A 26,308-nucleotide genomic window follows, 5' to 3' on the forward strand; every position below is an offset into this window, starting at 1 on the left:
GCCATGGTGCGGATCACCGAAGCCGCCCAGACCTACAGCTTCTCCCGCCGCGCGGTGGTGCTCGGCGCGGCGCAGGGTGCCGTCGGCATGGTGCTGGCCGGGCGCATGGCCTGGCTGTCGGTCGTCGAGAACGAGCAGTACAAGCTCAAGGCCGAAAGCAACCGGGTCAACAACACGCTGATCCCGCCGCGCCGCGGCTGGCTGCTCGATCGCAGCGGCAAGCCGCTCGCCAGCAACCGCACCGATTTCCGCGTCGACCTGATCCCCGATCGCATCGTCGACAAGGACAAGCTGCTCGCCGAGCTGACCCGGCTGCTCAACCTCGCCCCAGAGGACTTGGCCCGCATCGAGACCGACCTCAAGCGCGCCGGCGGCTTCCGCCCGGTCCAGGTGGCGGAAAATCTCGACTGGGATCGCTTCGCCGCGGTGCTGGTCCGCCAGCCCGAACTGCCCGGCGTGGCCCCCACCCGCGGCTATGCACGCCATTATCCGCTGGGCGCGGGCGTCGGCCATCTGATCGGCTATGTCGGCACCGCCTCGGCCGAGCAGTTCAAGGCCGACAAGGATCCGCTGCTCGTCACCCCCGGCTTCAAGCTGGGCAAGGATGGGCTGGAAAAGACGCTGGACCACCGGCTGCGCGGCAAGCCCGGCGCCAAGCGCGTCGAGGTGACGGCGCATGGCCGTCCGGTCCGTGAGCTGGAGACACGCGCCGACACGCCCGGCGAGAGCATCAAGCTCACGATCGACTCCGGACTGCAGGAATATGTCGCGCGGCGGCTGGGCACCAATTCCGGCTCGGCGATCGTCATCGACGTGGCAAGCGGCGACATCCTCGCCATGGCTTCGATGCCCGCCTATGATCCCAACAGCTTCTCCGACGGCATCAGCCAGACCGAATGGAAGATGCTGTCCGAGGACGATCACGTCCCCTTGATGAACAAGGTGCTGCAGGGCCTCTATCCGCCCGGCTCCACCGTCAAGCCGATGAACGGCCTGGCGCTGATGGCGGCCGGGGTGAGCGCGCACGATCGTGTGGTCTGCTCGGGCGCGTTGCGCGTCGGCAACGGTGTGTTCCACTGCCACAAAAAGGGCGGGCACGGGCCGCTCGACCTCAAGAACGCGATCATGCAGAGCTGCGACATCTATTTCTACGAGATGGTCCGCCGCGTCGGCTATGATGCGATCGCGCCGATGGCCCGGATGCTGGGCATGGGCCAGAAATTCGATATGCCCTTCACCACCCAGCGCTATGGCACCGTGCCCGACAGCGCCTGGAAGCTGAAGAAATACCATCACCCCTGGACGGTGGCGGATTCGCTCAACGCCTCCATCGGCCAGGGCTATGTGCTGGCCAACCCGCTGCAGCTGGCAGTGATGGCCAGCCGGCTCGCCTCGGGCAAGATCCTAGTGCCGCGGCTCCTCTCGAACGGCCCCTCGGGCGCCCAGCCGCTGCCGGTGAGCGCGGAGGATCTCGCGATCGTGCGCGATGCGATGTACGGTGTGATCAATGGCGGCGGCACCGGGGGCGCTGCGCGGATGTACGTGGCCGGCGTTGCGCTGGCGGGCAAGACCGGCACCGCGCAGGTCCGCCGCATCACCATGGCGGAGCGCCGCACCGGCGTGCTCAAGAACGGATCGCTGCCGTTCAAGATGCGCGACCACGCGCTGCTCGTCTGCTTCGCGCCGCACGATAATCCCAAATATGCTGCGGCAATCGTGCTCGAGCATAACGGACACACCGTCCGCAACCTCGACACGCCGATGATCGGCCGGGACATCATGACCTATCTGTTCGACCGCGACCTTGCGATGAAGACGCTGGCCGAGGTGGAGCCCACCTGGGGTGGCGACTATACGACGCGCATGGCCGCGCAAGGCGCCGCCTTCCGCGCCGCGCAGGCTACCCCGCCGCCGCCCCCGCCCGAGGATACCGAGGAAGCGGCGAGCAGCCTCGCTGATCAGGCCGCCAACAGCACCGCCGATTCGACCAAGCGCGACGTCGCGCCCACCGGCAGCGTGGAGGGCGACTGATGGCGCGCCCCGGCAACGGCATCGTCCCCGTCCAGGTCGCACAGCTGCCGTGGAAGGTGCTATTCTTGGTGCTGGCGATCGGCGGCTTCGGGCTGGTCGTGCTCTATTCGGCCGCCGGCGGCAGCATCAAGCCCTGGGCGTTCAATCAGGGAATCCGCTTCCTGCTGTTCCTCGGCGTCGCGCTGGCGATGTCGCGCGTGCCGGTGCGGTTCTGGTCGCAATGGTCGCTCCCCATTTACGGCGCGCTGGTGGTGGCGTTGCTCGGCGTGGAGGCGCTGGGCAAGGTGGCCGGCGGCAGCCAGCGCTGGATCAGCCTCGGCGGCTTCCAGTTCCAGCCCTCCGAGTTGATGAAGCCGATGATCGTGCTCGCGCTCGCCCGCTTTTACGAGATGCTGCCGGCCAGCGAGACGCGGAAGTTCGTGGCGATCTGGCCGGCCTGCATCTTGATCGGGGTACCGGCGCTGCTCGTCATCATGCAGCCCGATCTCGGCACCGGGCTGATGATCACCGGCTGCGGCGTCATGGTGATGTTCCTGGCGGGCGTGCCGCTGCGGCTGTTCATCGCCGGCGCGCTGGCGGTGGCGGTGGCCGCCCCCCTCGCCTTCAACTTCGTGCTGCACGATTATCAGCGCAACCGCGTGTTGATCTTCCTAGACCCCGAGCGCGATCCGCTCGGCACCGGCTATCACATCACCCAGTCGAAGATCGCGATCGGCTCCGGCGGCATCTTCGGCAAGGGCTTCCTGCAGGGCACGCAGAGCCATCTCGACTATCTGCCGGAAGGCCAGACCGACTTCGCGCTGGCGACGATGATGGAGGAATGGGGCTTGGCCGGCGGCGTGTTCCTGATCGTCGCGTTCGGGATGCTGATCGCCTGGGGGATCGGCGTCGGCATGCGCGCCAAGACGCGGTTCGGGCGACTGACCGCGGCGGGGCTTTCGGGGACGATGTTCCTCTATTGCTCGATCAATATGGCGATGGTGATCGGGCTGGCGCCGGTGGTGGGCGTGCCGCTGCCGCTGATCAGCTTCGGCGGCACCGCGGTGATGACCTTCATGCTGTGCCTGGGCATCCTCCTCTCGATCGACCGCGACGGCCGCACCAAGACGCGCTGGTGATTTTTTCATTTTTGGGGTTTACAAGCCGCGAGAGGCGACGCTAAAGGCGCGCCTCCGAAGCGGCGGTGCCCCACCAAGGGCGCCATGCAGAAGCCGGATGGACACATAGCTCAGTTGGTAGAGCAGCTGACTCTTAATCAGCGGGTCCTTGGTTCGAGCCCAAGTGTGTCCACCACTTCTCCTTCTGCCCAGACGCCTTCCGGTATGGACACATAGCTCAGTTGGTAGAGCAGCTGACTCTTAATCAGCGGGTCCTTGGTTCGAGCCCAAGTGTGTCCACCACCTTCCCACATGCCTGATGATGCGCCGCGCTCAGCAGGGCAGTCTGTTTGCTCTTTTCCAGATCCTCGCCGGCTCTGCCCGCGCAACCCTGCCCGCGCCAATTTCCGCTGCATGACGACCGATATCTGCGCACGTTAGCTGCCACCGTTGCATCGCAACATGCGACCAGCGATGCCAATTCGATCCAAGACCCTTCCGGCACCGCCATGTCACGTTCGCGGCAAGCGAGGACGCATCCTCCTTAGACCGTCGCAACATGTCGAGGTGCATTTTGAGAAAGCAGCAAAGGCTCGCCCGATCGAGGCGGCGTGCCGGGGCCGGGCCGCTATGAACGCGCGCAACCCCAAACCCATCCTCCCCTTGCGGAGCACCGGCGCGGGCGCGCTCGCGCTTCTTCTTGGCGGGTGCAACCGCGGCGTCCTGGATCCGCAAGGGCCGATCGGCGTCGCCGAGAAGACGCTGCTGCTCAACGCCACCGGCATCATGCTGTGCGTGGTCGTGCCAGTGATGATCGCCACGGTCGTCGTCGCCTGGTGGTTCCGCGCGAGCAACACCAGTGCGCGCTACCGGCCGACCTGGGCCTATTCGGGCAAGGTCGAGCTCATCATCTGGTCGATCCCGGCGATGATCATCCTCCTGCTCGGCGGCGTCACCTGGCTCGCCAGCCACGAGCTCGATCCGGCCAAGCCGCTCGCCTCGACCCAGCCGGTGCTCGAAGTGGAAGTGGTGTCGCTCGACTGGAAGTGGCTGTTCATCTATCCGAAGCAGGGCGTCGCCAGCGTCAATCGCGTCGTCGTCCCCGTGGGCGCGCCGGTGCAAATGAAGCTCACCTCCGCCACGGTGATGAACAGCTTCTTCGTGCCGCAGCTCGGCGGCCAGATCTACACGATGACCGGCATGGTCTCGCAGCTGAACCTGATCGCGGATCGGGCGGGCAGCTATGACGGGCTTTCGTCGCAGTTCAGCGGCGAGGGCTTCTCCGACATGCACTTTCGCTACGAGGCGGTGCCGCAGGCGCGCTTCGATGCGTGGGTGGCCGCCGCCAAGTCCGCCGGTCCGACGCTGGATACGGCCAGCTATGTCGCCCTCGCCAAGCCGAGCGCGAACGTGGCCCCGATGACCTACGCCACGGTCGATCCGACGCTGTTCGGTCGCATCACCACCGGCAAGCCGATCGTGACCGCCGCGGTCGCTCCCCATTCCATGGCCGCCGACCACGGCGCCAGCAACAAGGGTTATTGACGGATGCTCGGCAAACTCACCTGGAGTGCCATCCCGTTCGCCGAACCACTGCCGCTGATCACCTCGGCGGTCGTGCTCGCGGTGATCGGGGGCGTGCTCGCCTGGATCACGGCAAAGGGCCATTGGGGCTATCTGTGGCGCGAATGGATCACCTCGGTCGATCACAAGCGCGTCGGCATTATGTACTTCCTGCTCGGGCTGATCATGCTGCTGCGCGGCTTTTCCGACGCGCTGCTGATGCGCACCCATCTGGCCATGGCCACGGGCGTCAACCAGGGCTACCTGCCGCCGGAGCACTTCAACCAGATCTTCTCCGCCCACGGCACGATCATGATCTTCTTCGTGGCGATGCCGCTGGTGATGGGGCTGATGAACTTCGTGCTGCCGCTCCAGCTGGGCGTGCGCGACGTCGCCTTTCCGACGATGAATTCGATCAGCTTCTGGCTGACCGCATCAGGCGCGCTGCTGATCAACGTCAGCCTGTTCATCGGCGAGTTCGCGCGCACCGGCTGGCTGGCCTATCCGCCGCTCAGCGAGCTGCAATTCTCGCCCGGGGTGGGCGTCGACTATTATCTATGGTCGGTTCAGATCTCCGGAGTCGGCACGCTATTGTCGGCCGTCAACCTGGTGACGACCATCCTCAAGATGCGCGCGCCGGGCATGAGCTATACCCGCATGCCGGTGTTCTGCTGGACCGCGCTCGCCTCGAACCTGGTGATCCTGGCGATCTTCCCGATCCTCACCGCCTGCCTCGCGATGCTGACGCTGGACCGCTATCTCGGCTTCCACTTCTTCACCACGGATGGTGGCGGCAGCGCGATGATGTTCGTCAACCTGATCTGGATGTGGGGCCATCCGGAGGTCTATGCCTTGGCTCTGCCGGCTTACGGCGTCTATTCGGAAGTCGTCTCCACCTTCTCGAGCAAGCCGCTGTTCGGCTATCGCTCGATGGTCAGCGCGTCGATGGCGATCTGCGTGCTGTCGTGCATGGTGTGGCTGCACCACTTCTTCACCATGGGTGCCGGCGCGGACGTCAACGCGTTCTTCGGTATCGCCACGATGATCATCGCGGTGCCGACCGGCGTGAAGTTGTTCAACTGGCTGTTCACCATGTATGGCGGCCGCGTCCGCTTCGAAGTGCCGATGCTGTGGACGCTCGGCTTCATGATCACCTTCGTGACCGGCGGCCTCACCGGCGTGCTCCTCGCGGTGCCCCCGGTCGACTTCATCGTCCACAACTCGCAGTTCCTCGTCGCCCATTTCCACCACGTCATCATCAGCGGCGTCGTGTTCGGGCTGTTCGCCGGCTATACCTACTGGTTCCCCAAGGCATTCGGCTTCCGCCTGCATGACGGATGGGGCAAGGCGGCCTTCTGGTGCTGGTTCTTCGGCTTCTACCTCGCCTGGATGCCGATGTACGTGATCGGCATGCAGGGCGCGACGCGCCGGATGCAGCATTACAACGACCCGAGCTGGCAGCCCTATGAGATCGTCGCGGCGTGCGGCGCACTGCTCATCCTGTGCGGTGTGCTATGCCAGGCGACGCAGCTGATCGTCTCGATCCGCAACCGCGACAAGCTGCGCGACGTGACCGGTGATCCGTGGGACGGCCGTTCGCTCGAATGGTCGACCACCTCGCCGCCCCCGGCGTTCAACTTCGCGGTGCTCCCCGACGTGCGCGGCGAGGAGGCCTATTGGGGCGTGAAGCAGCGCGCGATCGCCCAGCTCCAGCTGGACGAAGCGCCCGCCTACCAGCCGATCGAACTGCCGCGCGCGACGCCGATCGGCGTGATCACCGCCTTCTTCGTCAGCTTCGCCGGCTTCGGAATGGTCTGGCACATCTGGTGGCTGGTCGCGGCCAGCGTCGCGGCAGGCTTCGTCGCGCTCGCCACGTTCGGCTGGCGCCGCGAGGACGAGTTTGAGATCCCGGCGGCCGAAGTCGCCCGGCTCGACCAGGACCGGCGCGCGATCCGCACCGGCGCGCTGGCCGACGTGGCGCCCGACCGGCAGGAGGCCGCGCACGCCGCCCTTGCGCTCGAGGTCACCGACCCGCACCAGCTGGGGCATGCCGGGGCCGATACCAAGCCCGGCGTGCGCGACAACGGTCCTGCCAGCAAGACCGTGGTCGCCGGCTTCGGCTTCTGGGTGTTCCTGCTGACCGACATCGTGATGTTCTCGGCGCTGTTCGCCACCTATGCGGTGCTGGCCAACGCCACGGACGGCGGGCCGACCTCCAAGATGCTGTTCAGCCGGACGACGGTGGGCATCGAAACGGTCTGCCTGCTCTTCTCGACCTTCACCTGCGGCCTCGCCTTCCTCGCGGCAAAGCGGCGGAACGTCGGGGTTACCCAGCTGATGCTCGCGCTCACCGGCGTGCTCGGTGCCGCGTTCCTCTCGATCGAGCTGCGCGAGTTCGCCAGCATGATCGCGCAAGGCGCGGGCCCCTCGCGATCGGCCTTCCTATCGGCCTTCTTCACGCTGGTCGGCTGCCACGGCATCCATGTCGCCGCCGGTCTGGTCTGGCTGGTGTCGCTGGCCGCGCAGATCGCCACCCGCGGGTTCGAGCCGAAGGTGCAGCGCAAGCTGCTGTGCTTCAGCCTGTTCTGGCACGCCTTGGACATCGTCTGGGTCGCCGTCTTCACCATCGTCTATCTGTTTGGAACCAGCCTATGACCGACCATCCCACGCATGCCGGCCACACCGATGCGGCGCCCGGCGAAGAACAGGACAGCTTCCTCTCCGGCAGCGCCGGCTACATCATCGGCCTGCTGCTGGCGCTGGCACTGACCGCCACATCCTTCTGGGCGGCGGAATCCGGGGCGCTCTGGCGTCCCGGCGTGCCGATCGGGCTGTGCGTGCTGGCGGTGGCGCAGATGGGCATCCACCTGGTGTTCTTCCTCCACATCACCACCGCGCCGGACAGCACCAACAACGTCCTCGCGCTTGCCTTCGGAATCATCATCGTGATGCTGGTCGTCGTCGGATCGATCTGGATCATGGACAACCTCAACGCCAACATGATGCCGATGGAGCAGGTAATGGGCATGCAGTCCTGAAGCCGTCGCGGCCGGGTGGTCGGAAGCGATGTCGGCCGGAAGGTCCGATCGCCGCCTTCCGACCACCTGCCGCTTACATCATCCCCGGCGCCATCGGAACGGCGTTGCTGAAATCCAGGATGTCATTGACCAGCCCGTCCTTGAAGGCGAACAAGAATTCGAACCGTTTCTCCTGGCACATTCCCTGGAGCGAGATCACCATCCGCGAGGTTCCGGGCTCCCCCGTCTGATCGATGCTCTCGTCGATCATCTCGACGGCGCATGACGGCCCGGGCAGCGCATCGCGCAACTTCATGAACGCGGCCGCACCCTCGGGGTTCAAATACGGCCGCGCTGCCGCGAGACCCTTGGTGTAATAGGCCTCCATCAGGCGCCGAACCTGCTCGACATGCTGCATGTCGATGTTCGGGAACACATAGGCCGTCCGCAACGTCGACACCATCTTCGGCGGCGCGTCCTCCGCACGGGCTTCCGTCGCCAGCAGCATCAGCCCCAGCGCCAGAAGGCTCCCCTTACTTCGCTTCATCGCCTTCCCCTCTTGTACGACCTCCGGTGGATCGATCGCTTCACCTGGCCGAAGTGCCGCGAGGGCCACGGCCTGCCTAGAGGGCGCAGCGCCGCGCCTCCCCCGACCACCGCGTCCGGCTTGCCGTTCGTCGCAAGCTGGCACGATCAACCTCCGAGCAACAGTTCGTTACGTTTACCGATCTCGTGCGTTGCAGCATCATGGCCAAGAAACCCGCACTGCCCTCCGCCGCCGAACGCAACACCATCCTCGAAGCCAACCGCACGCTGAAAATGGCACGCTCGGCGCACGCCTATGTCCGCGGCAACACCGCCAAATTCTACGACTGGCTGGAGAGCTCGCCCGTTTCCGCGCGCGTGCCGCAGGGGCCGTCGATCTGGATCTGCGGGGATTGCCATGTCGGCAATCTCGGCCCCCTCTCCAACGGCGACGGCCGCGTCGAGGTGCAGATCCGCGACATGGACCAGGCGGTGATCGGCAATCCCGCGCACGACATGATCCGGCTGGGCCTGTCGCTCGCCACCGCGGCGCGCGGCGCCGATCTGCCGGGGGTCGTCACCGCGCAGATGCTCGAGGAGATGATGGAGGGCTATGTCGCCGCCATTCACGATCCCACCAGCGGCGATCCCGGCGTCGAGCCCGACGTGGTGCAGAGCGTCAAGCGCCGCGCGCTGGGCCGCCGCTGGCGCCACCTCGCCAAGGAGCGGCTCGACGCGGTGGAGCCCCAGATTCCGCTCGGCAAGCGCTTCTGGCCGATCGAGGACAAGGAACGCGCCGCACTGGAGGCCGCGCTCGCCAAGCCGTCGGTGCTGGGCACCGTGCTGGGCGCCGAAGACGCCGACGCGGCGCGCGAGATCAGGCTCGTCGATGCCGCCTATTGGATGAAGGGGTGCAGCTCGCTCGGCCTGCTGCGCTATGCCGCGATCGTCGCCCTTCCCGATGAGAAGGGCCGGAAGGGCTATGCGCTGATCGACCTTAAGGAAGCGATCGACCCGATCGCCCCCGCCGCGCCGGGTGCCGAGTTGCCCGAGGACAATGCCGATCGCGTGGTGGCGGCAGCCCGCGCGCTCTCGCCGCATCTCGGCAGACGGATGGCGCCGGTACGCATGCTGGGCCGCTCGCTGTTCGTCCGCGAGCTGGCGCCGCAGGATCTTAAGCTCGAACTCGACCAGTTCAGCCGCGGCGAAGCGGTGAAGTCCGCCCGCTACCTCGCCTTCGTCGTCGGCAAGGCGCATGCCCGCCAGATGGATACCGATGCGCGCGCGGCGTGGCTGGAGATCCTCGCCGAGGATCGCCGCAGCAACCTGGATGCGCCGTCCTGGCTGTGGGAGAGCGTCGTCTCGCTCGCCGGCCGCCACGAGGTCGGCTATCTGGAGCATTGCCGGCGCTATGCCGTCGCTGCGTGATGCTGTTTGGGAGAGCAGCGCCGCTCCGCCCAGCGCGTCGGCGAGGGCCCCATGGCGGAGAGGGAGGGATTCGAACCCTCGGTACGGTTACCCGCACAACGGTTTTCGAGACCGCCCCGATCGACCACTCCGGCACCTCTCCGCTAGGGAGGATACGCGCTTCGGGAGTGCCCGAGCAGCGTACCGGTCGCTGTGAGGCGCGGCCACTAGCGCAAAGTTTTGGGGGCCGCAAGCAGGGTATTTCAAGTTTTTTCGCGAAGGCGGAGACGGTGCGCGCGCCCCTGCCCCTTCCCGGATCGGGAACGCACCGCCGCGCCACCGTTGCCGTTGCGCCTCCGCAACCCTAGATTGGTGCCATGTCAGAAACCAATGGTTCGCTTCTTTCCATCGACTCGGGCACGCCGATGCCGCCGATCGCCAGCGCGCGCTTCGCCATCGGCGACGTGGTTCGCCACCGCCTGCTCGATTTCCGCGGCGTGATCTTCGATGTCGACCCGGTCTTCGCGAACAGCGACGAATGGTATGATTCGATTCCCGTCGACATGCGGCCGGCCAAGGACCAGCCCTTCTACCATCTGCTCGCCGAAAATGCCGATTCGACCTATATCGCCTATGTCAGCCAGCAGAATCTGGTGGCCGACGACAGCGACGAGCCGGTCGATCATCCCGGAATCAGCGGGCTTTTCGACAGCTTCGACGCGGGACGCTACCGGCTGAAGCCCAACCACCGCCATTAAGCGCGCGTGACTCGGAAAATCGCAGTTTCGTCTTGCGGAACGGTTGACATTCCTGCCCCCCTCGCATAGTTGCGCCCTTCCTCCTGCCGAGGTGCAACCTTGGCGGGCACATGCATTTGAACCAGAGAAGAGACCGATGTTCGCTATCGTGCGCACGGGCGGCAAGCAGTATCGCGTTGCCGCAGGAGACAAGATCGTCGTCGAGAAGCTCGATGGCGAAGCCGGTTCGTCGGTGACGCTGGGCGATGTCCTGCTGGCCGGCGAAGGCGGCGAGCTGAAGGCTACCGACGGTCTGACCGTTTCGGCCGAAATCGTCGCGCAGGCGAAGGGCGAGAAGGTCATCGTCTTCAAGAAGCGTCGTCGTCACAACTATCGCCGCAAGAACGGTCATCGCCAGCAGCACACGATCCTCAAGATCACTGCTATCGGCGCGGCCAAGTAAGCGACTGACGAGACACGAGGAGTATAGACAATGGCACATAAGAAGGCAGGCGGCTCGTCCCGCAACGGTCGCGACTCTGCTGGCCGCCGTCTTGGCGTGAAGAAGTTCGGCGGCGAGACGGTTCTCGCCGGCAACATCCTCGTGCGTCAGCGCGGCACCAAATTTTACCCGGGCGTGAACGTGGGCATGGGCAAGGACCATACCCTTTTCGCGCTCGTCGAAGGCCGCGTGTCGTTCAAGGAAGGCAAGCTTGGTCGCAAGTTCTGCTCCGTAGACATGATTGCCGAGGCAGCCGAATAACATCGGGTGACCGCACGGGTTGCCCACCAGGGCGACCCGGGTTCGGATGAACCAACCGAAAAAGGGAGACGGGTCGCCCCGGTCTCCCTTTTTTCATGCTCCCTGCAATCGCAGCGCAACACCTACACACCATGGAAACGGCGTGGGGAGCTGCAGGACCGAGGAGTGGTGGTCATGTTCGTGCGGACCCAGAGATTGACGTTACGTCCCGGCTGGCCTGAGGACGCCCCTGCCCTGGCCCGGGCTATCGATCATGAGGCGGTCGTGCGCAATCTGTCGCGCGTGCCCTGGCCCTATTCGATCGAAGCGGCCGAGACCTTCCTTGCGCATTGGACCGACACGCGCTTCCTGGTGTTCGAGCACCAGGGCGGCAGCGTGGCACTGATCGGCTGCGTCGGCATCGACAGCGCCGGGGACGAGCAGCATGAGCTCGGCTATTGGTTCACGCCGTCGGCCTGGGGCAAAGGCTATGCCACCGAAGCGGGACGCGGCGTGCTCGCGGCAGCGCGCGCATCGGGCATCCGGCGGGTGACCTCGCGCCACGCCGTCGACAACCCCGCCTCGGGACACGTGTTGCGCAAGCTGGGCTTCCAGCCGACCGGCCGTGTCGAGCCGATCTGGTCCAAGGGCCGCGGCTGCGAGATGGCGTGCATCGGCTTCGAGCTCGATCTCGACGCCGACGACTGCCGATCGGGCCCGGAACCCCGCCTCGCGGCGTAATGCTACCTCCGGCCTCTCCGCGACCACCGGGGAGGCCGCTTCCCCCGGCGCGCAAGCTCGACTAAGCCGGCAACATATGGACACAAGGCCAACAGTTTGACGAGCACCGTGGTGCGCCGGCGCCTCTCCCCTGAAGAATCGCGAGACGCGGCGCTGGAAGCGGCACGCGCGCTGCTGATCGAGGACGGGCCGCAAGCGGTGACGCTCAAGGCGGTCGCCGCGCGGATCGGGCGGACGCATGCCAATCTGCTCCACCATTTCGGCTCCGCGGCAGGGCTGCAAAAGGCGCTTGCCGCGAGCATGGCCGAGGCGGTGACCGCCAAGATCGGCGAGGCGGTGCTGCGCGCCCGCACGACCGACCATGACCTGCGCGAAGTCGTCGCCCTCACCTTCGACGCGTTCGGCCGCGAAGGCGCCGGCGCACTCGCGAGCTGGATGCTGCTCACCGGCAATCAGGATGCGCTCGATCCGATCCTGGAGGCGATCCACCGGCTGGTCGACCGGATCAGCGAAGGCGAGGACGCCCGCGCCCCGCTGCGCGAGGAAACGCTGCAGCTCACCCTGATGGCGCTGGGGGACGCGCTGCTCGGAGCCCCCATGGCCCGCGCCCTGGGCCTCCCCCGCGACAAGGCCCGCGAGCTGGCGGCGACGATGCTGCGCGCGCGGATCGAGGCGGCCGACTAGCCGCCCCGCCGCCGTCAGTGCGGCACCACGCCCAGCTCCACGCCGGTCTTGTCGTGCAGCGCGAACCGATCGACGATGTCGGCACTGGCACGGTTATAGCCGACCACCTCGACCGACCGCCCCTCGCGCCGCAGCCGCGCGACGATCTTGTCGAGCGCCGCGACGCCGGAGATGTCCCAGAAATGGGCCGCGGACACGTCGATCCGCACCGCGTCCGCGACGCGTTCCGCCTGGAACGCGCGAGTGAAGCGCTCGACCGAGGCGAAGAAGATCTCGCCCGCCACGCGGTAGGTCGCCACGCTGCCGTCGGCGGAAAGAACCCGCTCGACCGCGAACATCCGCTGCACCTTGCCGGCGAAGAAGATGCCCGAGAGCAGCACGCCCGCCAGCACGCCCATCGACAGGTCGCGGGTCGCCACGACGACCACCACCGTCGCCAGCATCACCGCAGAAGAGGTCGGTGGATGGCGGCGCAGATTGGCGATCGAGTTCCAGCTGAACGTGCCGATCGACACCATGATCATCACCGCGACCAGCGCCGGCATCGGCACCCGGCCCACCCAGGGGCCCAGCACCGCCAGCAGGAACAGCAGGAAGGCGCCGGCGACGAAGGTTGACAGCCGGCTGCGCCCGCCCGAGGTGACGTTGATCACCGACTGGCCGATCATCGCGCAGCCGCCCATGCCGCCGAACAGCGCGGCGACGATGTTGGCGCCGCCCTGCCCCGCACATTCCTGCCGCTTGTCGCTGTCCGTGTCGGTCATGTCGTCGACGATCTGCGCGGTGAGCAGCGATTCGAGCAGCCCTACTGCCGCCATGGTCAGCGCGGTGGGGAAGATGATTCGCAGCGTCTCCAGCGTCAGCGGCACCTGCGGCAGCGCGAAGCTGGGCAGCCCCTCGGGCAGCTTGCCCATATCCCCTACGGTGTGGACCTGCAGACCCAGCCCGATGCTGATCGCGCTGAGCACCAGGATGGCGACCAGCGGCGACGGGACCGCCTTGGTCAGCCGGGGGAAGCCGTAGATGATCGCCAGCCCGCCGGCGACCATGGCATAGGTCTGCCAGCCGACATGGGTGAGCTGGGGCAGCTGCGCCAGGAAGATCAGGATGGCGAGCGCGTTGACGAACCCGGTGATCACCGAGCGCGAGACGAACTGCATCACCAGATGCACCCGCAGCAGCCCGGCGGCGATCTGGATCAGCCCCATCAGGATGGTCGCGGCGAACAGATACTCGACGCCCTGTGCCCGGACGAGCGGGCCGACCAGCACTGCCACGGCGGCGGTCGCGGCCGAGACCATTCCCGGCCGCCCGCCGATCAGCGCGATCGTCATGGCGATGGCGACCGAGGCGTAGAGTCCCACGCGCGGATCGACGCCGGCGATGATCGAAAAGCCGATCGCCTCGGGGATCAGCGCCAGCGCGACGACGATGCCGGCCAGGATGTCACGGCGCGCGCCGGCGCCGTCCGTGCGCCATTGGCGCAGATAAGCAGAAAAATCGAAGGTCATTGAAAATCCACAACAGGGCACGTGGCGCCAGGCGGCGCGTCAGCTTCGGTGCGTGTTGTTGTCCGGCGGATCGGCGGCCGGAATAGCCACCCGGAATTGCACCGGGTCCTTGCGAATGCGGTCGCCATAGACGCTGGAAGCCCGGGAGGCAACATCGCCTCCGGTACGGCGCTTCAACGACTTAGGGGCTGCCAGAGCTCGATCTTCGTGCCGTCCGGATCGAGGATCCAGGCGAACTTGCCCGTCTCGTCGCTGGTCCGCTTCAGGATTTTCACCCCCTTCGCTTCCAGCCGCGCGACGATGGCGTCGAGATCGTCGACCGCGAAATCGAGCATGAAGCCGCGCGGTGACGGCGCGATCTGCGGGCTGGTCTCGCGGAGTACCGTCCACACCGCCACCGGTGGATGTTCCGGCGCATCGTAGCGCAGCATGGCACCGCCCCAAGGTTCGACGGCGATTCCCAGCACGTCGCGGTACCAGGCGGCCAGCGCCTTGGGATCCTTGCTGGTAACGAAGACGCCTCCGATGCCGGTGATGTGCCCCGCCTGCGCCTGCGCCGCGGCTGGCGCGAGGATCGCGACCAGCCCGGCCAATAAAATTCCGATTCCGATGCTGCGCATGCCGTCTTCCCGATCGAATCGAACGCACTGGATACGCCGTACCGCCCCGCGCCTACTCCGCCGCCTGCCCCATCCGCTGCGCTTCGCCCGCCACCGCCTCGCGCACGGCACGCGAGAGTGCCGCGACGGTGAACGGCTTGCGCAGCACCGGGCGGTCGCGAAGTTGCTCGGCGCTCGCCTCGCCGGTGAAGCCGGTGACGAACAGCACAGCGACGCCGTGCAGCGTCGCCTCGACAGCGGCGATCATCTCCGGGCCGGTCTGGCCGGGCATCAGCACGTCGGTCATCACCAGGTCGAGCGAGGCCATCGCCTCGATCGCGGTCGGGGCGTGCAGCGGATCGGCGCAGCCCACCGCGCGGTGGCCCAGTTCGCGCAGCGCGGCCAGGGTCGCCGCCAGCACGCGCGGATCATCCTCGACGACCAGGATGTCGTAGCTGTCGCCCGCCTTCTCCTCCGCCGCCTCGATCACAACGGGCGCGGCGGCGCTGCCGGTCAGCGCGCCCTTGTAGCGCGGCAGGTACAGCGTCACCGTGGTGCCTGCATCGGGCGCGGTCTCGATCGCGATGCCGCCGCCAGACTGGCGGACAAAGCCGAAGATCTGGCTGAGCCCCAGCCCTGTGCCCTTGCCCACCGGCTTGGTGGTGAAGAAGGGCTCGAACACGCGCTCCAGCACCTCCGGGGTCATGCCGCAGCCCGAATCACGCACCGCCACCGAGACATAGTCGCCCGCCGCGCAATGCCCGACCTCGTTGGCGGCGAGCCGCGATTCGCCGGTAGTGATCACCAGCGTGCCGCGCCCGTTCATCGCGTCGCGCGCATTGACCGCCAGGTTGAGCACCGCGTTCTCTAGCTGGTGGCGATCGACCCAGATCCGCCAGCCCATGCCGCGATCCTGCGCCTCCACCCGGATCGCATCGCCCAGCGTGCGATCGAGCAGGTCGCGCATGCCGCGGATCAGCGCGCCAGCATCGACCGGCTCGGGCGCCAGCGATTCGGAGCGCGAAAAGGCGAGCAGCTGGCGGGTGAGCGCGGCGGCGCGGTGGGCGCCCTCCATCGCATTGTCGAGATGGCGTGCGGCTTCGCGGGGATCGCTTTCGATCTGGCGCCGCGCCAGTTCCACCCCGCCCAGCACTACTGCCAGCATGTTGTTGAAATCATGGGCGATGCCGCCGGTGAGCTGGCCGACCGCGTCCATCTTCTGCGCCTGCCGGAGCTTGGCCTCGGCGACCTCGCGCTCACGCGCTTCCTCGCGCAGCTGGGCGGTGGCGGCAGCGACGGCTTCGCGCAATTGCCCGGTCCGTTCGCGCTCCCAGGCGGCGTCGGCATCGGCGAGGGCGCGGTCGCCCTGTGCCTCGATCGCCAGCCAGCCGAAGATGACCGCACCCAGCGCGATCACCAGACCGAAGCCGCTGAGCACGCGCGAGGCATAGCTGCTGTTCTCGATCAACTGCGCGGCGGCGCGCGTGCGATCGCGCAGCAGCCGTCGTTCCTGCTCGACGATATCGTCGAGGATCGCTTCGACCTGCTTGCGCGCCGGGCTCTCACGGACCTGGTAATAGGCGCCGTAGGCGTCGTTGTTGCGCTTGTAGGTGGTGTAGAGCGCGGTCGCGTCCAGCTCCTTGCCGCGCTCGGCGAACACGCGCTGGAGCTGGCGGACCTGGGCGAACAGCGTGGAGTTGTCGCCGGTCAACTGGCGCAGCCGCTGGAGCTGCTCGCCGGCCTTGCCCCATTGATCGCTATATTGCTGGCCCAGGTTACGATCGGCGCTCACCACATAGCGCCCCAGCGCCGCCTCGGCAGAGGCGATGCCGCCGGAAAGCTGGTTGGCGCGCAGGATTACTTCGAAGCTATGTTGCTGGAGCGCGATCGCCCGGTCGCGCTCGAGATCGGTGCGCTGCTGGATCAGGATCAGCGCGCCGAGCACGAGCACCCCGGCCACCGCCAGGGCACCCAGCAGGACCAGGCGCCAGTTCTTTGCGTGAACCGAACGCTCCAGAGACGGGATCGCTTCGCTCATCCGGGCCCGACTCTAGGCGCTTGGGACGAAAGTGAAAAGGCCGGTTAGGCGATGACGCCCACGGCCTGGCCGGCCGCGCGGAACATGCCCAGCACGCGCTCGATCTGCTCGGGGCGATGCTCGGCGCAGAGCGAGCAGCGCAGCAGGAAGGTGCCGGCCGGAGTCGCCGGCGGGCGCGCCATGTTGACGTACAGGCCGTTCTCCAGCAACGCCTGCCACATCATCACCGCCTGCTCCTGGTCCTCCAGGATCACCGCGACGATCGCGCTTTCCGCCGTTTCCGTGCCCAGCTTGAAGCCCATTTCCTTCAAACCGCCGTGCAGCGTGCGGGCGTTTTCCCACAGATGCGCGCGCTTGTTATGCGCGTACATCAGCTTGCGGATCGAGGTCGCCGCGGTCGCCACCACGCTGGGCGGCAGCGAGGCGGTGAAGATGTACGGGCGGCAGGCCAGCCGGATCGCCTCGAACTTCGGGTGGTTCGAGATGCAGAAGCCGCCGACGGTGCCGACCGACTTGGAGAAGGTGCCGACGACGAAATCGACGTCCGCTTCCAGCCCCTGGTCCTCGTACACGCCGCGGCCATTGGGGCCGAAAAAGCCCATCGAATGCGCTTCGTCGACCAGCACCATCGCGCCGTGCTTCTTGGCGACGGCGACCATCTCCTTCAGCGGCGCGATGTCGCCGAGCATCGAATAGACGCCCTCCAGCACCACCAGCTTGCCGGCTTCGGCCGGCAGGCGGCCGAGGCGCTTGTCCAGGTCCGTCACGTCATTGTGGCGGAAGCGGACGATCTCCGCATTGCCCTGCTTGCAGCCGTCATAGATGGAGGCGTGGCTGTCGGCGTCGAGGATGATGTACTCGCCCTTGCCGGCGAGCGTCGAGATCATGCCAAGATTGGCCATGTAGCCGGTCGAGAACACGATCGCGCCCGACACGCCGTAGAAGTCGCGCAGCGCCTGCTCGACTTCCATATGGTCACGGAAGGTACCGTTGAGCATGCGGCTGCCGTTGGTACCCGAACCGAACTGATCGAGCGCGTCCTTGCCGGCCTGGATCACGTCCGGATCGAACGTCATCCCCATATAGTTGTAGGTGCCGAGCAGGATCGTATCCTTGCCCTTGATCACCGCCTCGGTCGGCGACTTGACCTGCTCCATCACGATCGCGAACGGATCGATCACGCCGCTGTCGAGCAGCGCCTGGCGCTCGGCGATGAGGCCGTCGAACTTGCTCATCAGGTCGGTCATGGCGATCAGCCCTTGAGCTTCTGCACGGCGTCGACCAGCTGGCCGACATTCTCGATCTCGGCCTGCATGTTCATGGTGATGACGATGTCGAACTCGTCCTCGATCGCGGCGACGAAATCCATCACCGTCAGGCTGTCCCATTCGAGATCGCCGGCGAAGGTGGTGGTTTCGGAAAGCGCGACGCCCTTCTTGTTGAAGGGCTCGATCTGCGCGGCGACGATGTCGAAGATTTCTGCACGGTCAGTCATGCGGCCGGTCCTTAGATTGATCGGCCGCAGGTGCCAAGCGAATGCGGCGAAAGCGGGCCCGTGGCGGGGCAGTGCCCCAAAGGTCAGGCCGCCGCCGCCGCATCCTCGCTGCCCGCGGTGAGCATGCCGTGCACCCACAGGTCCATCTGCCGCGCGATCTTCTGGAGCAGGCCCGGGTGGAAATGGGTCACGTCCGCCATCTCGTCCTGGCTATCGAGCAGGTCCGCCACTTCAAGGACGAAGATGCGGCCGGGATTCTCGCGCGCCACCTGCCGCCAGATCGCGTTGAACAGCCGGCAGCGCTCGGGCGAATGGTTGAGGCCCAGGCGGTATTTCTCGATCGGCGCGTCCTCGGGAGGCAGCACCACCAGCATGCGCAGGTCGTTCTCCATCAAGTGGATGCACAGCCGCAGAACGCATTTCTGATAGATCCCGCGTTCCAGCAGGTGCCACTTCCCCGGCCATCGATTGTCCAGATAATCGATGGTAGCGCCATAGACGAGGAAGGGCGGAAAGTGCTGCGCCTTGTAGCTGTCGTCGTCCATCATCCGCAGCGCGAACAGCCGCGGATTGTTGTCGAAGTCGATCGCCGGGCGAAACCGGCTGTAATGCGCGATGCCGCCGGACTGGCAATCGAACATGATGCGGATGCCCGCCTCGCCTGCCGACTGGCCGCTGAGTTCGGCACGGATCGCGGCGCGGACTTCGGGCTCGTCAAAGCCATGGTCCTCGATCCAATCGGGCTTCACCCGGCTGAACCGCCCGTTGAACGTGCTGAAATCCGCGTTCGGCCAATTCACCCGGATCTTGTCGAGCGCATATTCCTCCAGCCCCATGTGCATCGCGCGACACGAGAAGGTGAAGTGCACCGGCCGCTGGTCGACGCGGTCGTACATCACGAAGCCGACGAGCCCGTAGCGGCCATATTTGTCCCAGGCGAAAATCGACCAGCTGTCGTGCCGGGTGACGTTGATGATATCCGCTTCGAGCTGGGCGGGATAGACGCGCGACTGGGTGTAGTTGAGCTGGTTGGCGCGGTTGATCAGCTCGGCGATGCGCGGCACGAACTCGAGATTGTCCATCAGGAACGGCGCGCAGGCGCACAGGCCGGAGGCACGCAGGAACGCCTCGTTGGACTGGCCCGCCACCGCGCCGCGGTCGCGCTTCTTGGCTTCGAGGATGCGATATTCGGCGACGCGGCTGCGCGTGCCGGTCTGCAGCGCGAGCAGGCCGGCGAGCTGTTCGTCGGCATCCGCGGCCGTTGCGTCGAGCGTCTGGATCTCGGGCAGTGCGTGGCGCACTTCGGCAAGATTGTGCGGGTTGTCGTCGATGAAGAGGACGTTGACCGCGCGCAGCTGCATGTCCGCGATGAGGCCGCGGATCGCCTCGGCCTTGGGGGTGAAGGCGATGTGCGGGAAGACGAATTCGTCCCACAGCCCGAACGCCTCCAGCCGCGCTTTCGCCGCGTCGAAGTCGTTCTTCGAGCAGATCGAGGAGACCACGCCGCGCGCGTTGAAGGCGCGGACCATCTCGGCGCGCCGCTCGAACAGCGCAACCGCATCGCCGTCGGCGAGCGTGCCCTGCCACAGCGTGTCGTCGAGGTCCCAGAGGATGAGCTTGATCGGGGCGTTCCACATGCCCCCTTTATAGAGTGGTTAAGCCCCGTTCGGGCTCAGAGCAGCCCCTTAGCCCGGTACCAGCGCGCGGTTTCCGCCAGCCCGGCCTCGGTCTCGACCTGCGGCGTCCAGAGGTTCGCGGGCGCACGGTTGGCCGGGTTCGCCACCCAGTCGGGATGGCAGAAATAGGAGACGCGATCGGGGGTGAGCTTGGCGCGCTTGCCGCGCAGTGCCCGGTCGACATAGGCGCCGCCCATCAGCACCACCCTGGGCAGCGACAATGCCAGCACCTTCCGCCCCACGGCGCGGCCGATCGCGCGGGCGAACTCCGGATGGGTCCAGCCCCCTGCCCGGCCATCATCAGGGTCGATCTCGCCGGGGAAGCGATCGGCTGCGGCGAGCGCCAGCAGAAGCCGGCCGAGATCGCCGACCTCGATCACCGAGATCCGGCCACCCGGCGGCAGCAGCGCCAGCCCGAAGCGGGCGACGCGAAACAGCTCCAGCATCTCCAGATCGCCCGGACCATAGATCGCCGGCGGGCGGACGATCGTCCAGTCGAGTCCCGACGCGCGCACCAGCTTGTCGGCCTCACCCTTGGACCAGCCATAGGCCGAAAGCTCGGGCTCACGGCTGGCGAGCGAGGAGACATGGACGTAGCGGCGCACGCCTGCCTGCCTGGTCGCGGCGAGCATGTTGGCGGTGCCGGTGATGTTGCCGTGCGCGAAGCCCTCGCGATCGGGCGCGTTGACCACCCCGGCGACATGGATGACGGCATCGGCACCGGTGCACAGCTCGGTAAGCGCCGCGGTCGCATCGAGATCGCCGCGGATCCAGGTCACACCGTCGCGCGCCGGCTGGTCGCGGCGGGTGAGCGCACGGACTTGATGCCCGGCCTCCAGCGCTAGCTCGATCAGCCGCGATCCGACGAAGCCGGTGCCGCCGGTGACGGCGAACACGCTCACAGCAGCGCCATGTGGCTGCGGTGGACCAGTGCCGCGCGCGGGGCATAGCCGAGGATCTCGACCAGCTCCTCGCTCCGCCGGCCGACAATGCGCGAGGCATCGACATGGCCATATTCGGCCAGCCCTCGGGCGAGATGCTTGCCGTCCGGCCCCACCACCACCACGAGATCACCGCGCGCAAAGCGGCCCTCGACACGGGTCGCCCCGGCCGAGAGCAGGCTGCGGCCTTCCTTCAGTGCCTGTGCCGCGCCTTCGTCGATATGGATCGCGCCCTTGGCGGTGAGCCCGCCGCGCAGCCACGCCTTGCGTGCCGCCGCACCCTTCTGTCCCAGGAACAGCGTGCCCCGCCGCGTCGCCGCGAGACGTGCCAGCGGATGCTCGACCCGACCATCGGCGATGGCGAGATGCGCGCCCGCGCTGGTCGCGATCCGCGCCGCCTCGATCTTCGACACCATGCCGCCCGATCCCATGCCCGAGGCCGAGCCGCGATCGGCCATCGCCTCGATCCGCTCGTCGATCACGTCGACCAGCTCAATCAGCTGCGCCTCGGGGTTGGTGTTGGGGTTGGCGGTATAGAGCCCGTCGACATCGGAGAGCAGCACCACACCCTCGGCGTTGGCGGCGCTGGCTACGCGGGCGGCGAGCCGATCATTGTCGCCGAAGCGGATTTCTTCCGTAGCCACCGAATCATTCTCGTTGATCACCGGCACCACGCCGAGGCGGAGCAGCCGGTCCAGCGTCGCCGAGACGTTGAGGTAACGCCGCCGATCCTCAAGGTCGTCGAGCGTCACCAGCATCTGCGCGGCGGTCATCCCCTGGTCGTGGAGCAGCTCGGCCCAGATGCTCGACAGCGCGATCTGGCCGGTGGCGGCGGCGGCCTGCGCATCCTCGAGGCTCGCCCGGCCGCCCTTGGGCAGCTTGAGCCGCCGCGCGCCGAGCGCGATCGCGCCCGAGGAGACGATGACGAGCTGCTGCCCCTCGCGCGCCCGGGCGCCGAGATCGGCGACCAGCGCCGCCAGCCAGTCGCGGCGGATCTGCCCCTCGCGGTCGACGAGCAGCGAGGAGCCCACCTTCACGACCAGCCGGCCGCAGGTCGAGGGGCTGAAACCGATGGCGTCGGCATGGCGGGCAAGCGCGGACATGGTAGCGCTCTTAGCGGTGCGGTTCGGCATCTGCCAAGCCGATCAGACGATCGATTCGCGCTGAAGGTCGCTGCAATGGCCGACGCCGGTTGCCTTGAGCCGCGCGATCACCGCGTCGCGGGTGTCGCTGTCGCCGGCGCGGATCTCGCCAAGCTCGGCGGCGGTAAGCAGCACCACGGGGACCGCGCGGACCGGGGAGAGCGGCATATCCTCGATCCGCGTGTCGAAATCGGGCTCGGGGCCGCCGATCATCACGCCGAGCACGTCGTCGGCGGTGAGGAAATGCGCGGGCAGCCGCGCGGCAATTGCCGCCGAGCTGGAGACGTTGGTGAGTTCGAGCGGGATCGGGCCGTGGCGTTCGAGCGGGCGCAGGATGCCCTGCTCCTCGGCAACGATCGCAGCCACCCGGCGCAGCACCTCGAGCATCCAGCCATCGCCTGCCACCTGCGCGGGCGCGCCCTCGCCTGGCCCCTCGACAAACAGCTCGATCTCGAAGCCGTTGGCCGTCGCGCTTTCATCGAACGGATCGGACAGGCCGTCGGTCGCGAGCAGGATCGCGTTGCCGCGGTGAATCAGCCGGTACGCCTCGTGCCCGCCCGGCCAGAGCGAACCGGCCGGCGCGGACGAAAGGATGCGGTCGCTCGCCGGGCCCAGTGCCGACCAGAACCGGCCGCGCGCCTCGGCCGAGCGTTCGGCGACGCTGGCGATTCGGTGTGGCTCAGGGCAGCTAACCGCCTGCGGCTTCGCACCAAATAGCCCACGCAACCAGCCGAACGCACCCATCCGCATCTCTCCCGAAAGGAATCAGGCGGGAAGCGTTGCCCTAGAAATGCGTCAGACCGGCGACCATTGAACAGGTTCTTCACCATCTTCGAAGCTTTCGTCGGCCGCACGGTTCTCGTTCGGGCCGATCACTTCGAGCAACTGGTCGAGCACCCAGTCGACGCCGGTACCTGCGGCGCCGGACAACGGAATGACTTGCGCGCCGCTCGCTTCTTCGAGTTCGGCCGAGAGCGCCGCGATCAGTTCGTCGTCGAGCGTGTCGATCTTGTTGAGCGCGACTACCACCGGCTTCTCGGACAGGCCCCCGCCATAGGCTTCCAGTTCGTCGCGGACGATGCGGTAGCTGGTCGCCACGTCCTCGTCATTGGCGTCGATCAGGTGCAGCAGCACGCGGCAACGCTCGATATGGCCAAGGAAGCGATCGCCAATGCCGGCCCCTTCGGCCGCGCCTTCGATCAGGCCGGGGATGTCGGCGACCACGAACTCGCGCTGCTTGTGGCGCACCACGCCCAGTTGGGGCCGCGTGGTGGTGAAGGCATATGCGCCCACCTTGGCCTGCGCATTGGTCACGGCGTTGATGAAGGTCGACTTGCCGGCATTGGGCAGCCCGACCAGCCCAGCATCGGCGAGCAGCTTGAGGCGCAGCCAGACCCAGGCTTCCTCGCTCGGCCAGCCGGTGCCGTGCTGGCGGGGCGCGCGGTTGGTCGAGGTCTTGTAGGTTGCGTTGCCGCGGCCGCCGTCGCCGCCGCGCAGGAAGACGATGCGCTGGCCTTCCTGAGTGAGGTCGGCCAGCAGCGTGCGCTCGTCATCGTCGGCGAGGATCTGGGTGCCGATCGGCACCTTGATCACCAGGTCTTCGCCGCCTGCACCGGTGCGGTTCGAGCCCGAGCCCCCGCTCCCGCGCGGGGCGCGGAAATGCTGGGTGTAGCGGAAGTCGATCAGCGTGTTGAGGCCGGCGATCGCCTCGAAGACGATGTCGCCGCCCTTGCCGCCATTGCCGCCGTCAGGGCCGCCATATTCGATGAACTTTTCGCGGCGGAAGCTCACGGCACCGGGTCCGCCGGCACCCGAGCGGACGAAAATCTTGGCTTGATCGAGGAAATGCATCGCGGGCCCATATACGTTCGGCGCAATTTCGTCACCCCCGGCAGCACCCCTGCCGGCAATGTGGCTAACGCCATGACACTTTCCGGGTGGCATCGGCGTTCAGCACGGCTATACGCGACCGGATCGTTTCCGCCCGTTTTCCGTTTCAGGGGCGCAAGGATCCAAGCTCTGAAGGACGTTCAGCGAACAGCATGAATTCGATCGATCGCTACATGGCGCGGCTGATCGCGGTGCCGCTGATCTCTACCCTGATCATCTCCGCGATGCTGCTCGTGCTCGATCGCATGCTGCGGCTGTTCGAGTTCGTCGCGACCGAAGGCGGCCCGGTGAGCGTGGTGTGGCGCATGCTCGCCAACCTGCTGCCCGAATATCTCGGCCTCGGCATCCCGATCGGGCTGATGCTCGGCGTGCTGCTCGCCTTCCGCCGGCTCGCCACCTCGTCCGAGCTCGACGTGCTGCGCGCGGTGGGCGTCAGCTACACCCGGCTGCTGCGCGTGCCCTATATGTACGCGATCGTGCTGGCGGCGGTGAACTTCGCGATCGTCGGCTTCGTTCAGCCCACCTCGCGCTACAATTACGAGCAGCTGCGCTTCGAGCTGCGCTCGGGCGCGCTGGGCGCCTCGATCAAGGTCGGCGAGTTCACCAGCTTCGGCTCGAAAATGACGCTGCGCATCGAATCGAGCCAGGACGAAGGCCGCGACCTGCGCGGAATCTTCGTCGAGATGACCAACAAGGACGGTACCCCGCTGGCGGTGACCGCGCAGAAGGGCCAGTTCCTCCGCTCGGACGATCCCGACACGATCATCTTCCGCCTGACCAACGGCACGCTCGTCCATTACGACAAGAGCTCGCCGGTGCCGCGCGTGCTGACCTTCACCACCCACAATCTGCCGATCCCGCTCCCGAAGTACGAGCAGTTCCGCAAGCGCGGCGACAGCAATATCGAGCGGACCCTGCCCGAACTGGCGGTGATCGGCCGCAACCGATCGGCGAACGAGATCGATCGCGAAACCAGCCGCTCGGCCTTCCATTATCGCATGGCGGAAGTGACGACGATGTTCCTGCTGCCGATGCTGGCGGTGGCACTGGCGATCCCGCCCAAGCGGTCGACCTCGATGCTCGGCGTGTTCCTGTCGATCCTGATGATCGTCACCTATCACAAGGTGAACGAATATGCGCAGGGCGTGGGCAGCCTGGGGCTGATCGATCCGATCATCGCGCTATGGGTGCCGTTCTCGATCTTCGCGGGGCTGACCTTCTGGATGTACTATACCGTCGCCTATGTGCCCGGCGGGCAGCCGATCGGCGCGCTGGAACGCGTCTTCGCCAAGACCGCCAAGCTGATCGGCCGGCTGCTGCCGGGGGCCAAGCGACGGCGCCGCAAGGCGGAGGCGGCGCGATGAGCCTGCGCGGCCTGTTCCCCTCGCCCACCGTGTCGCTGTACATGGCGCGGCTGTTCGTGTTCCGCACCTTCGCGCTGCTCGGCGCACTGGTCCTGGTGCTGACCTCGCTCGACCTGCTGACCGAAAGCGCGAACATCCTCGCCCATCCCGGCAACGGCAATGCAGAGATCCTGCGCTATGTGACGCTGCGCGTGCCGCAGATCATCTCGACCTTCCTGCCCTATTCGGTGCTGGGCGGCGCGATCTTCACGCTCGCCCAGCTCAACCAGAACAGCGAGATCATCGCGCTGAAGTCGGGCGGGCTCTCGGCCCATCAGGTGCTGGCGCCGCTGATGCTCTCGGGCCTGGTCGTCGCCGGCCTTTCCTTCGCGTTCAACGACCGCATCGTCAGCCGCGCCACCTCGACGCTCGAGCAGTGGAAAAAGGTGGAATATGCCCCGCTCCCGATCGATCGCGGCGACCGCGCCAATGTGTGGGTGCAGGCGAGCGGCAATCTGATCAACGTCCAGCAGATCAAGGGCAAGGGCGACGCGGCGCAGCTGTACGACATCACGGTCTACCAGCGCGACAAGGGCTCGCTTGCCTCGATCCTCACCGCCAAGCACGGCGTGCGCGCCGGCGACGGCTGGCGCGTCGACGGGGTCAAGCGCTTCGAAGTGGCGAGCGCTACGCTGACTCCGGTCGGCGACACGATCATCGGCCAGGGCGTGCGGCCGGACCAGTTCACCCTCGCCCATGTCGATCCCAATTCAAGCTCGTTCAGCGAGCTCAGCGTAGCGATCGGCGAACTGAAGGCCGCCGGCCGCCCAACCAAGGCGCTGGAAGGCTCGCTGTGGCACAAGCTGTCGGGGCCGCTCTCCGCCTTCCTGATGCCGCTGCTCGGCGGCGTCTCGGCGTTCGGCCTGGCGCGCTCTGGCAAGCTGTTCGTCCGCGTCGTGATCGGCATGGCGCTGGGCTTCCTCTATTTCGTCGCCGACAATTTCGCGCTGGCGATGGGCAATCTGGGCGCCTACCCGCCCTTCCTCGCCGCCTGGGCCCCGTTCCTGCTGTTCCTGATGATCGGCGAAGCCGTGCTGTTGCGGACCGAGGAATAGGCTATCCAGGCGGC

Annotated in this window: 24 protein-coding genes, 3 tRNA genes and 1 other annotated feature; of the genes, 15 read left to right on the plus strand and 12 right to left on the minus strand. The window is 66.9% G+C overall.

Translation table 11 applies throughout. From position 1 onward, the window contains the following. Positions 1-3: 3 nt before the first annotated feature. From mrdA to cyoD, 7 genes are all read left to right on the plus strand, one after another. Positions 4-2,031, plus strand: a complete 2,028-nt coding sequence (gene mrdA / locus ABIC35_RS00160) for a penicillin-binding protein 2 (protein WP_121078117.1) — start codon at positions 4-6, stop codon at positions 2,029-2,031. After that, positions 2,031-3,149, plus strand: coding sequence for a rod shape-determining protein RodA (gene rodA, locus ABIC35_RS00165; protein WP_121078119.1), 1,119 nt, complete (start codon positions 2,031-2,033; stop codon positions 3,147-3,149). The genes mrdA and rodA overlap by 1 nt, the downstream gene beginning before the upstream one ends. Before the next feature lie 99 nt (positions 3,150-3,248). Continuing rightward, positions 3,249-3,324: transfer RNA gene (locus ABIC35_RS00170), tRNA-Lys, on the plus strand. Positions 3,325-3,355: 31 nt separating this feature from the next. Continuing rightward, positions 3,356-3,431: transfer RNA gene (locus ABIC35_RS00175), tRNA-Lys, on the plus strand. A gap of 327 nt (positions 3,432-3,758) precedes the next feature. Continuing rightward, complete coding sequence (gene cyoA, locus ABIC35_RS00180) at positions 3,759-4,673, plus strand: ubiquinol oxidase subunit II (protein ID WP_121078121.1); 915 nt, start codon at positions 3,759-3,761, stop codon at positions 4,671-4,673. Positions 4,674-4,676: 3 nt separating this feature from the next. Then, complete coding sequence (gene cyoB / locus ABIC35_RS00185; protein ID WP_183049426.1) at positions 4,677-7,346, plus strand: cytochrome o ubiquinol oxidase subunit I; 2,670 nt, start codon at positions 4,677-4,679, stop codon at positions 7,344-7,346. Continuing rightward, positions 7,343-7,729: a cytochrome o ubiquinol oxidase subunit IV gene (gene cyoD, locus ABIC35_RS00195; protein ID WP_121078123.1), complete on the plus strand. Its 387-nt coding sequence runs from the start codon at positions 7,343-7,345 to the stop codon at positions 7,727-7,729. Before cyoB ends, cyoD begins: the two co-directional genes overlap by 4 nt. A gap of 73 nt (positions 7,730-7,802) precedes the next feature. On the opposite strand, the gene ABIC35_RS00200 is transcribed toward cyoD, so the two are convergent. Beyond that, positions 7,803-8,324 carry a hypothetical protein gene (locus ABIC35_RS00200; protein ID WP_147425894.1) on the minus strand — a complete coding sequence of 174 codons (522 nt, stop codon included), beginning with the start codon at positions 8,322-8,324 and terminating at the stop codon, positions 7,803-7,805. 203 nt (positions 8,325-8,527) lie between these two features. Here ABIC35_RS00200 and ABIC35_RS00205 point away from each other — a divergent pair, with 203 nt between their 5' ends. After that, the gene (locus tag ABIC35_RS00205; protein WP_436286768.1) at positions 8,528-9,661 is read left to right on the plus strand and encodes a DUF2252 family protein; all 1,134 of its coding nucleotides are present in this window, start codon (positions 8,528-8,530) and stop codon (positions 9,659-9,661) included. A gap of 52 nt (positions 9,662-9,713) precedes the next feature. Here the strand turns inward: ABIC35_RS00205 and ABIC35_RS00210 are convergent. Next, positions 9,714-9,803 (minus strand) — tRNA-Ser (locus ABIC35_RS00210). A gap of 214 nt (positions 9,804-10,017) precedes the next feature. On the opposite strand from ABIC35_RS00210, the gene hspQ reads away from it, so the two are divergent. From hspQ to ABIC35_RS00235, 5 genes are all read left to right on the plus strand, one after another. Continuing rightward, positions 10,018-10,398 carry a heat shock protein HspQ gene (gene hspQ, locus ABIC35_RS00215; RefSeq protein ID WP_093297460.1) on the plus strand — a complete coding sequence of 127 codons (381 nt, stop codon included), beginning with the start codon at positions 10,018-10,020 and terminating at the stop codon, positions 10,396-10,398. 136 nt (positions 10,399-10,534) lie between these two features. After that, a complete protein-coding gene (gene rplU, locus ABIC35_RS00220; RefSeq protein WP_064313799.1) occupies positions 10,535-10,840 on the plus strand; it encodes a 50S ribosomal protein L21 in 306 nt (101 codons plus the stop codon). A gap of 30 nt (positions 10,841-10,870) precedes the next feature. Then, the gene (gene rpmA, locus ABIC35_RS00225) at positions 10,871-11,140 is read left to right on the plus strand and encodes a 50S ribosomal protein L27 (protein ID WP_064313800.1); all 270 of its coding nucleotides are present in this window, start codon (positions 10,871-10,873) and stop codon (positions 11,138-11,140) included. A 174-nt stretch (positions 11,141-11,314) separates the two neighbouring features. Then, entirely contained in the window at positions 11,315-11,860 is a 546-nt protein-coding gene (locus tag ABIC35_RS00230; RefSeq protein ID WP_183049427.1) for a GNAT family N-acetyltransferase, read from the plus strand. Between the two features lie 96 nt (positions 11,861-11,956). Further along, on the plus strand, positions 11,957-12,544 hold the full coding sequence (locus tag ABIC35_RS00235) for a TetR/AcrR family transcriptional regulator (protein WP_354278139.1): 588 nt from the start codon (positions 11,957-11,959) through the stop codon (positions 12,542-12,544). Positions 12,545-12,558: 14 nt separating this feature from the next. Here the strand turns inward: ABIC35_RS00235 and ABIC35_RS00240 are convergent, their stop codons facing one another. The 10 genes from ABIC35_RS00240 to obgE all read right to left on the minus strand — a co-directional run bounded on the left by ABIC35_RS00240 (position 12,559) and on the right by obgE (position 23,797). Beyond that, a complete protein-coding gene (locus ABIC35_RS00240) occupies positions 12,559-14,055 on the minus strand; it encodes a SulP family inorganic anion transporter (protein WP_121078131.1) in 1,497 nt (498 codons plus the stop codon). A gap of 56 nt (positions 14,056-14,111) precedes the next feature. Then, positions 14,112-14,167 (minus strand) — a sequence feature (sul1 is cis-regulatory element that is thought to sense ions involved in sulfur or methionine metabolism; They are found in Alphaproteobacteria). Positions 14,168-14,228: 61 nt separating this feature from the next. Beyond that, positions 14,229-14,675: a VOC family protein gene (locus ABIC35_RS00245; protein WP_121078134.1), complete on the minus strand. Its 447-nt coding sequence runs from the start codon at positions 14,673-14,675 to the stop codon at positions 14,229-14,231. 52 nt (positions 14,676-14,727) lie between these two features. Continuing rightward, positions 14,728-16,692: an ATP-binding protein gene (locus ABIC35_RS00250; protein WP_121078135.1), complete on the minus strand. Its 1,965-nt coding sequence runs from the start codon at positions 16,690-16,692 to the stop codon at positions 14,728-14,730. Between the two features lie 44 nt (positions 16,693-16,736). Beyond that, complete coding sequence (spt, locus tag ABIC35_RS00255; RefSeq protein WP_121078137.1) at positions 16,737-17,939, minus strand: serine palmitoyltransferase; 1,203 nt, start codon at positions 17,937-17,939, stop codon at positions 16,737-16,739. 5 nt (positions 17,940-17,944) lie between these two features. Further along, positions 17,945-18,187: an acyl carrier protein gene (locus ABIC35_RS00260; RefSeq protein WP_066720263.1), complete on the minus strand. Its 243-nt coding sequence runs from the start codon at positions 18,185-18,187 to the stop codon at positions 17,945-17,947. 83 nt (positions 18,188-18,270) lie between these two features. Then, positions 18,271-19,824: a hypothetical protein gene (locus ABIC35_RS00265; protein WP_121078139.1), complete on the minus strand. Its 1,554-nt coding sequence runs from the start codon at positions 19,822-19,824 to the stop codon at positions 18,271-18,273. A gap of 35 nt (positions 19,825-19,859) precedes the next feature. Beyond that, positions 19,860-20,765 carry an NAD-dependent epimerase/dehydratase family protein gene (locus ABIC35_RS00270; protein WP_121078141.1) on the minus strand — a complete coding sequence of 302 codons (906 nt, stop codon included), beginning with the start codon at positions 20,763-20,765 and terminating at the stop codon, positions 19,860-19,862. Then, positions 20,762-21,907, minus strand: coding sequence for a glutamate 5-kinase (gene proB, locus ABIC35_RS00275; RefSeq protein WP_121078143.1), 1,146 nt, complete (start codon positions 21,905-21,907; stop codon positions 20,762-20,764). Before proB ends, ABIC35_RS00270 begins: the two co-directional genes overlap by 4 nt. Before the next feature lie 42 nt (positions 21,908-21,949). Continuing rightward, positions 21,950-22,690, minus strand: coding sequence for a suppressor of fused domain protein (locus ABIC35_RS00280; protein WP_121078144.1), 741 nt, complete (start codon positions 22,688-22,690; stop codon positions 21,950-21,952). Between the two features lie 51 nt (positions 22,691-22,741). Further along, a complete protein-coding gene (gene obgE / locus ABIC35_RS00285) occupies positions 22,742-23,797 on the minus strand; it encodes a GTPase ObgE (protein ID WP_121078146.1) in 1,056 nt (351 codons plus the stop codon). Between the two features lie 191 nt (positions 23,798-23,988). Here obgE and lptF point away from each other — a divergent pair, with 191 nt between their 5' ends. Both lptF and lptG read left to right on the plus strand, forming a co-directional pair. Next, positions 23,989-25,200, plus strand: a complete 1,212-nt coding sequence (lptF, locus tag ABIC35_RS00290; protein ID WP_183049428.1) for an LPS export ABC transporter permease LptF — start codon at positions 23,989-23,991, stop codon at positions 25,198-25,200. After that, entirely contained in the window at positions 25,197-26,294 is a 1,098-nt protein-coding gene (gene lptG, locus ABIC35_RS00295; protein WP_121078148.1) for an LPS export ABC transporter permease LptG, read from the plus strand. Before lptF ends, lptG begins: the two co-directional genes overlap by 4 nt. Positions 26,295-26,308: the final 14 nt, after the last annotated feature.

It is taken from the genome of Sphingomonas trueperi (assembly GCF_040545965.1).
GTDB classification, from domain to species: Bacteria; Pseudomonadota; Alphaproteobacteria; order Sphingomonadales; family Sphingomonadaceae; genus Sphingomonas; species Sphingomonas trueperi_C.

Coding starts and splice junctions, on each gene's coding strand:
- mrdA (WP_121078117.1), top strand. CDS start 4: ATGGTGCGGATCACCGAAGCCGCCCAGACCTACAGCTTCTCCCGCCGC.
- rodA (WP_121078119.1), top strand. CDS start 2,031: ATGGCGCGCCCCGGCAACGGCATCGTCCCCGTCCAGGTCGCACAGCTG.
- cyoA (WP_121078121.1), top strand. CDS start 3,759: ATGAACGCGCGCAACCCCAAACCCATCCTCCCCTTGCGGAGCACCGGC.
- cyoB (WP_183049426.1), top strand. CDS start 4,677: ATGCTCGGCAAACTCACCTGGAGTGCCATCCCGTTCGCCGAACCACTG.
- cyoD (WP_121078123.1), top strand. CDS start 7,343: ATGACCGACCATCCCACGCATGCCGGCCACACCGATGCGGCGCCCGGC.
- ABIC35_RS00205 (WP_436286768.1), top strand. CDS start 8,528: ATGGCACGCTCGGCGCACGCCTATGTCCGCGGCAACACCGCCAAATTC.
- hspQ (WP_093297460.1), top strand. CDS start 10,018: ATGTCAGAAACCAATGGTTCGCTTCTTTCCATCGACTCGGGCACGCCG.
- rplU (WP_064313799.1), top strand. CDS start 10,535: ATGTTCGCTATCGTGCGCACGGGCGGCAAGCAGTATCGCGTTGCCGCA.
- rpmA (WP_064313800.1), top strand. CDS start 10,871: ATGGCACATAAGAAGGCAGGCGGCTCGTCCCGCAACGGTCGCGACTCT.
- ABIC35_RS00230 (WP_183049427.1), top strand. CDS start 11,315: ATGTTCGTGCGGACCCAGAGATTGACGTTACGTCCCGGCTGGCCTGAG.
- ABIC35_RS00240 (WP_121078131.1), bottom strand. CDS start 14,055: ATGACCTTCGATTTTTCTGCTTATCTGCGCCAATGGCGCACGGACGGC.
- ABIC35_RS00245 (WP_121078134.1), bottom strand. CDS start 14,675: ATGCGCAGCATCGGAATCGGAATTTTATTGGCCGGGCTGGTCGCGATC.
- ABIC35_RS00250 (WP_121078135.1), bottom strand. CDS start 16,692: ATGAGCGAAGCGATCCCGTCTCTGGAGCGTTCGGTTCACGCAAAGAAC.
- spt (WP_121078137.1), bottom strand. CDS start 17,939: ATGACCGACCTGATGAGCAAGTTCGACGGCCTCATCGCCGAGCGCCAG.
- ABIC35_RS00260 (WP_066720263.1), bottom strand. CDS start 18,187: ATGACTGACCGTGCAGAAATCTTCGACATCGTCGCCGCGCAGATCGAG.
- ABIC35_RS00265 (WP_121078139.1), bottom strand. CDS start 19,824: ATGTGGAACGCCCCGATCAAGCTCATCCTCTGGGACCTCGACGACACG.
- proB (WP_121078143.1), bottom strand. CDS start 21,907: ATGTCCGCGCTTGCCCGCCATGCCGACGCCATCGGTTTCAGCCCCTCG.
- ABIC35_RS00280 (WP_121078144.1), bottom strand. CDS start 22,690: ATGGGTGCGTTCGGCTGGTTGCGTGGGCTATTTGGTGCGAAGCCGCAG.
- obgE (WP_121078146.1), bottom strand. CDS start 23,797: ATGCATTTCCTCGATCAAGCCAAGATTTTCGTCCGCTCGGGTGCCGGC.
- lptF (WP_183049428.1), top strand. CDS start 23,989: ATGAATTCGATCGATCGCTACATGGCGCGGCTGATCGCGGTGCCGCTG.
- lptG (WP_121078148.1), top strand. CDS start 25,197: ATGAGCCTGCGCGGCCTGTTCCCCTCGCCCACCGTGTCGCTGTACATG.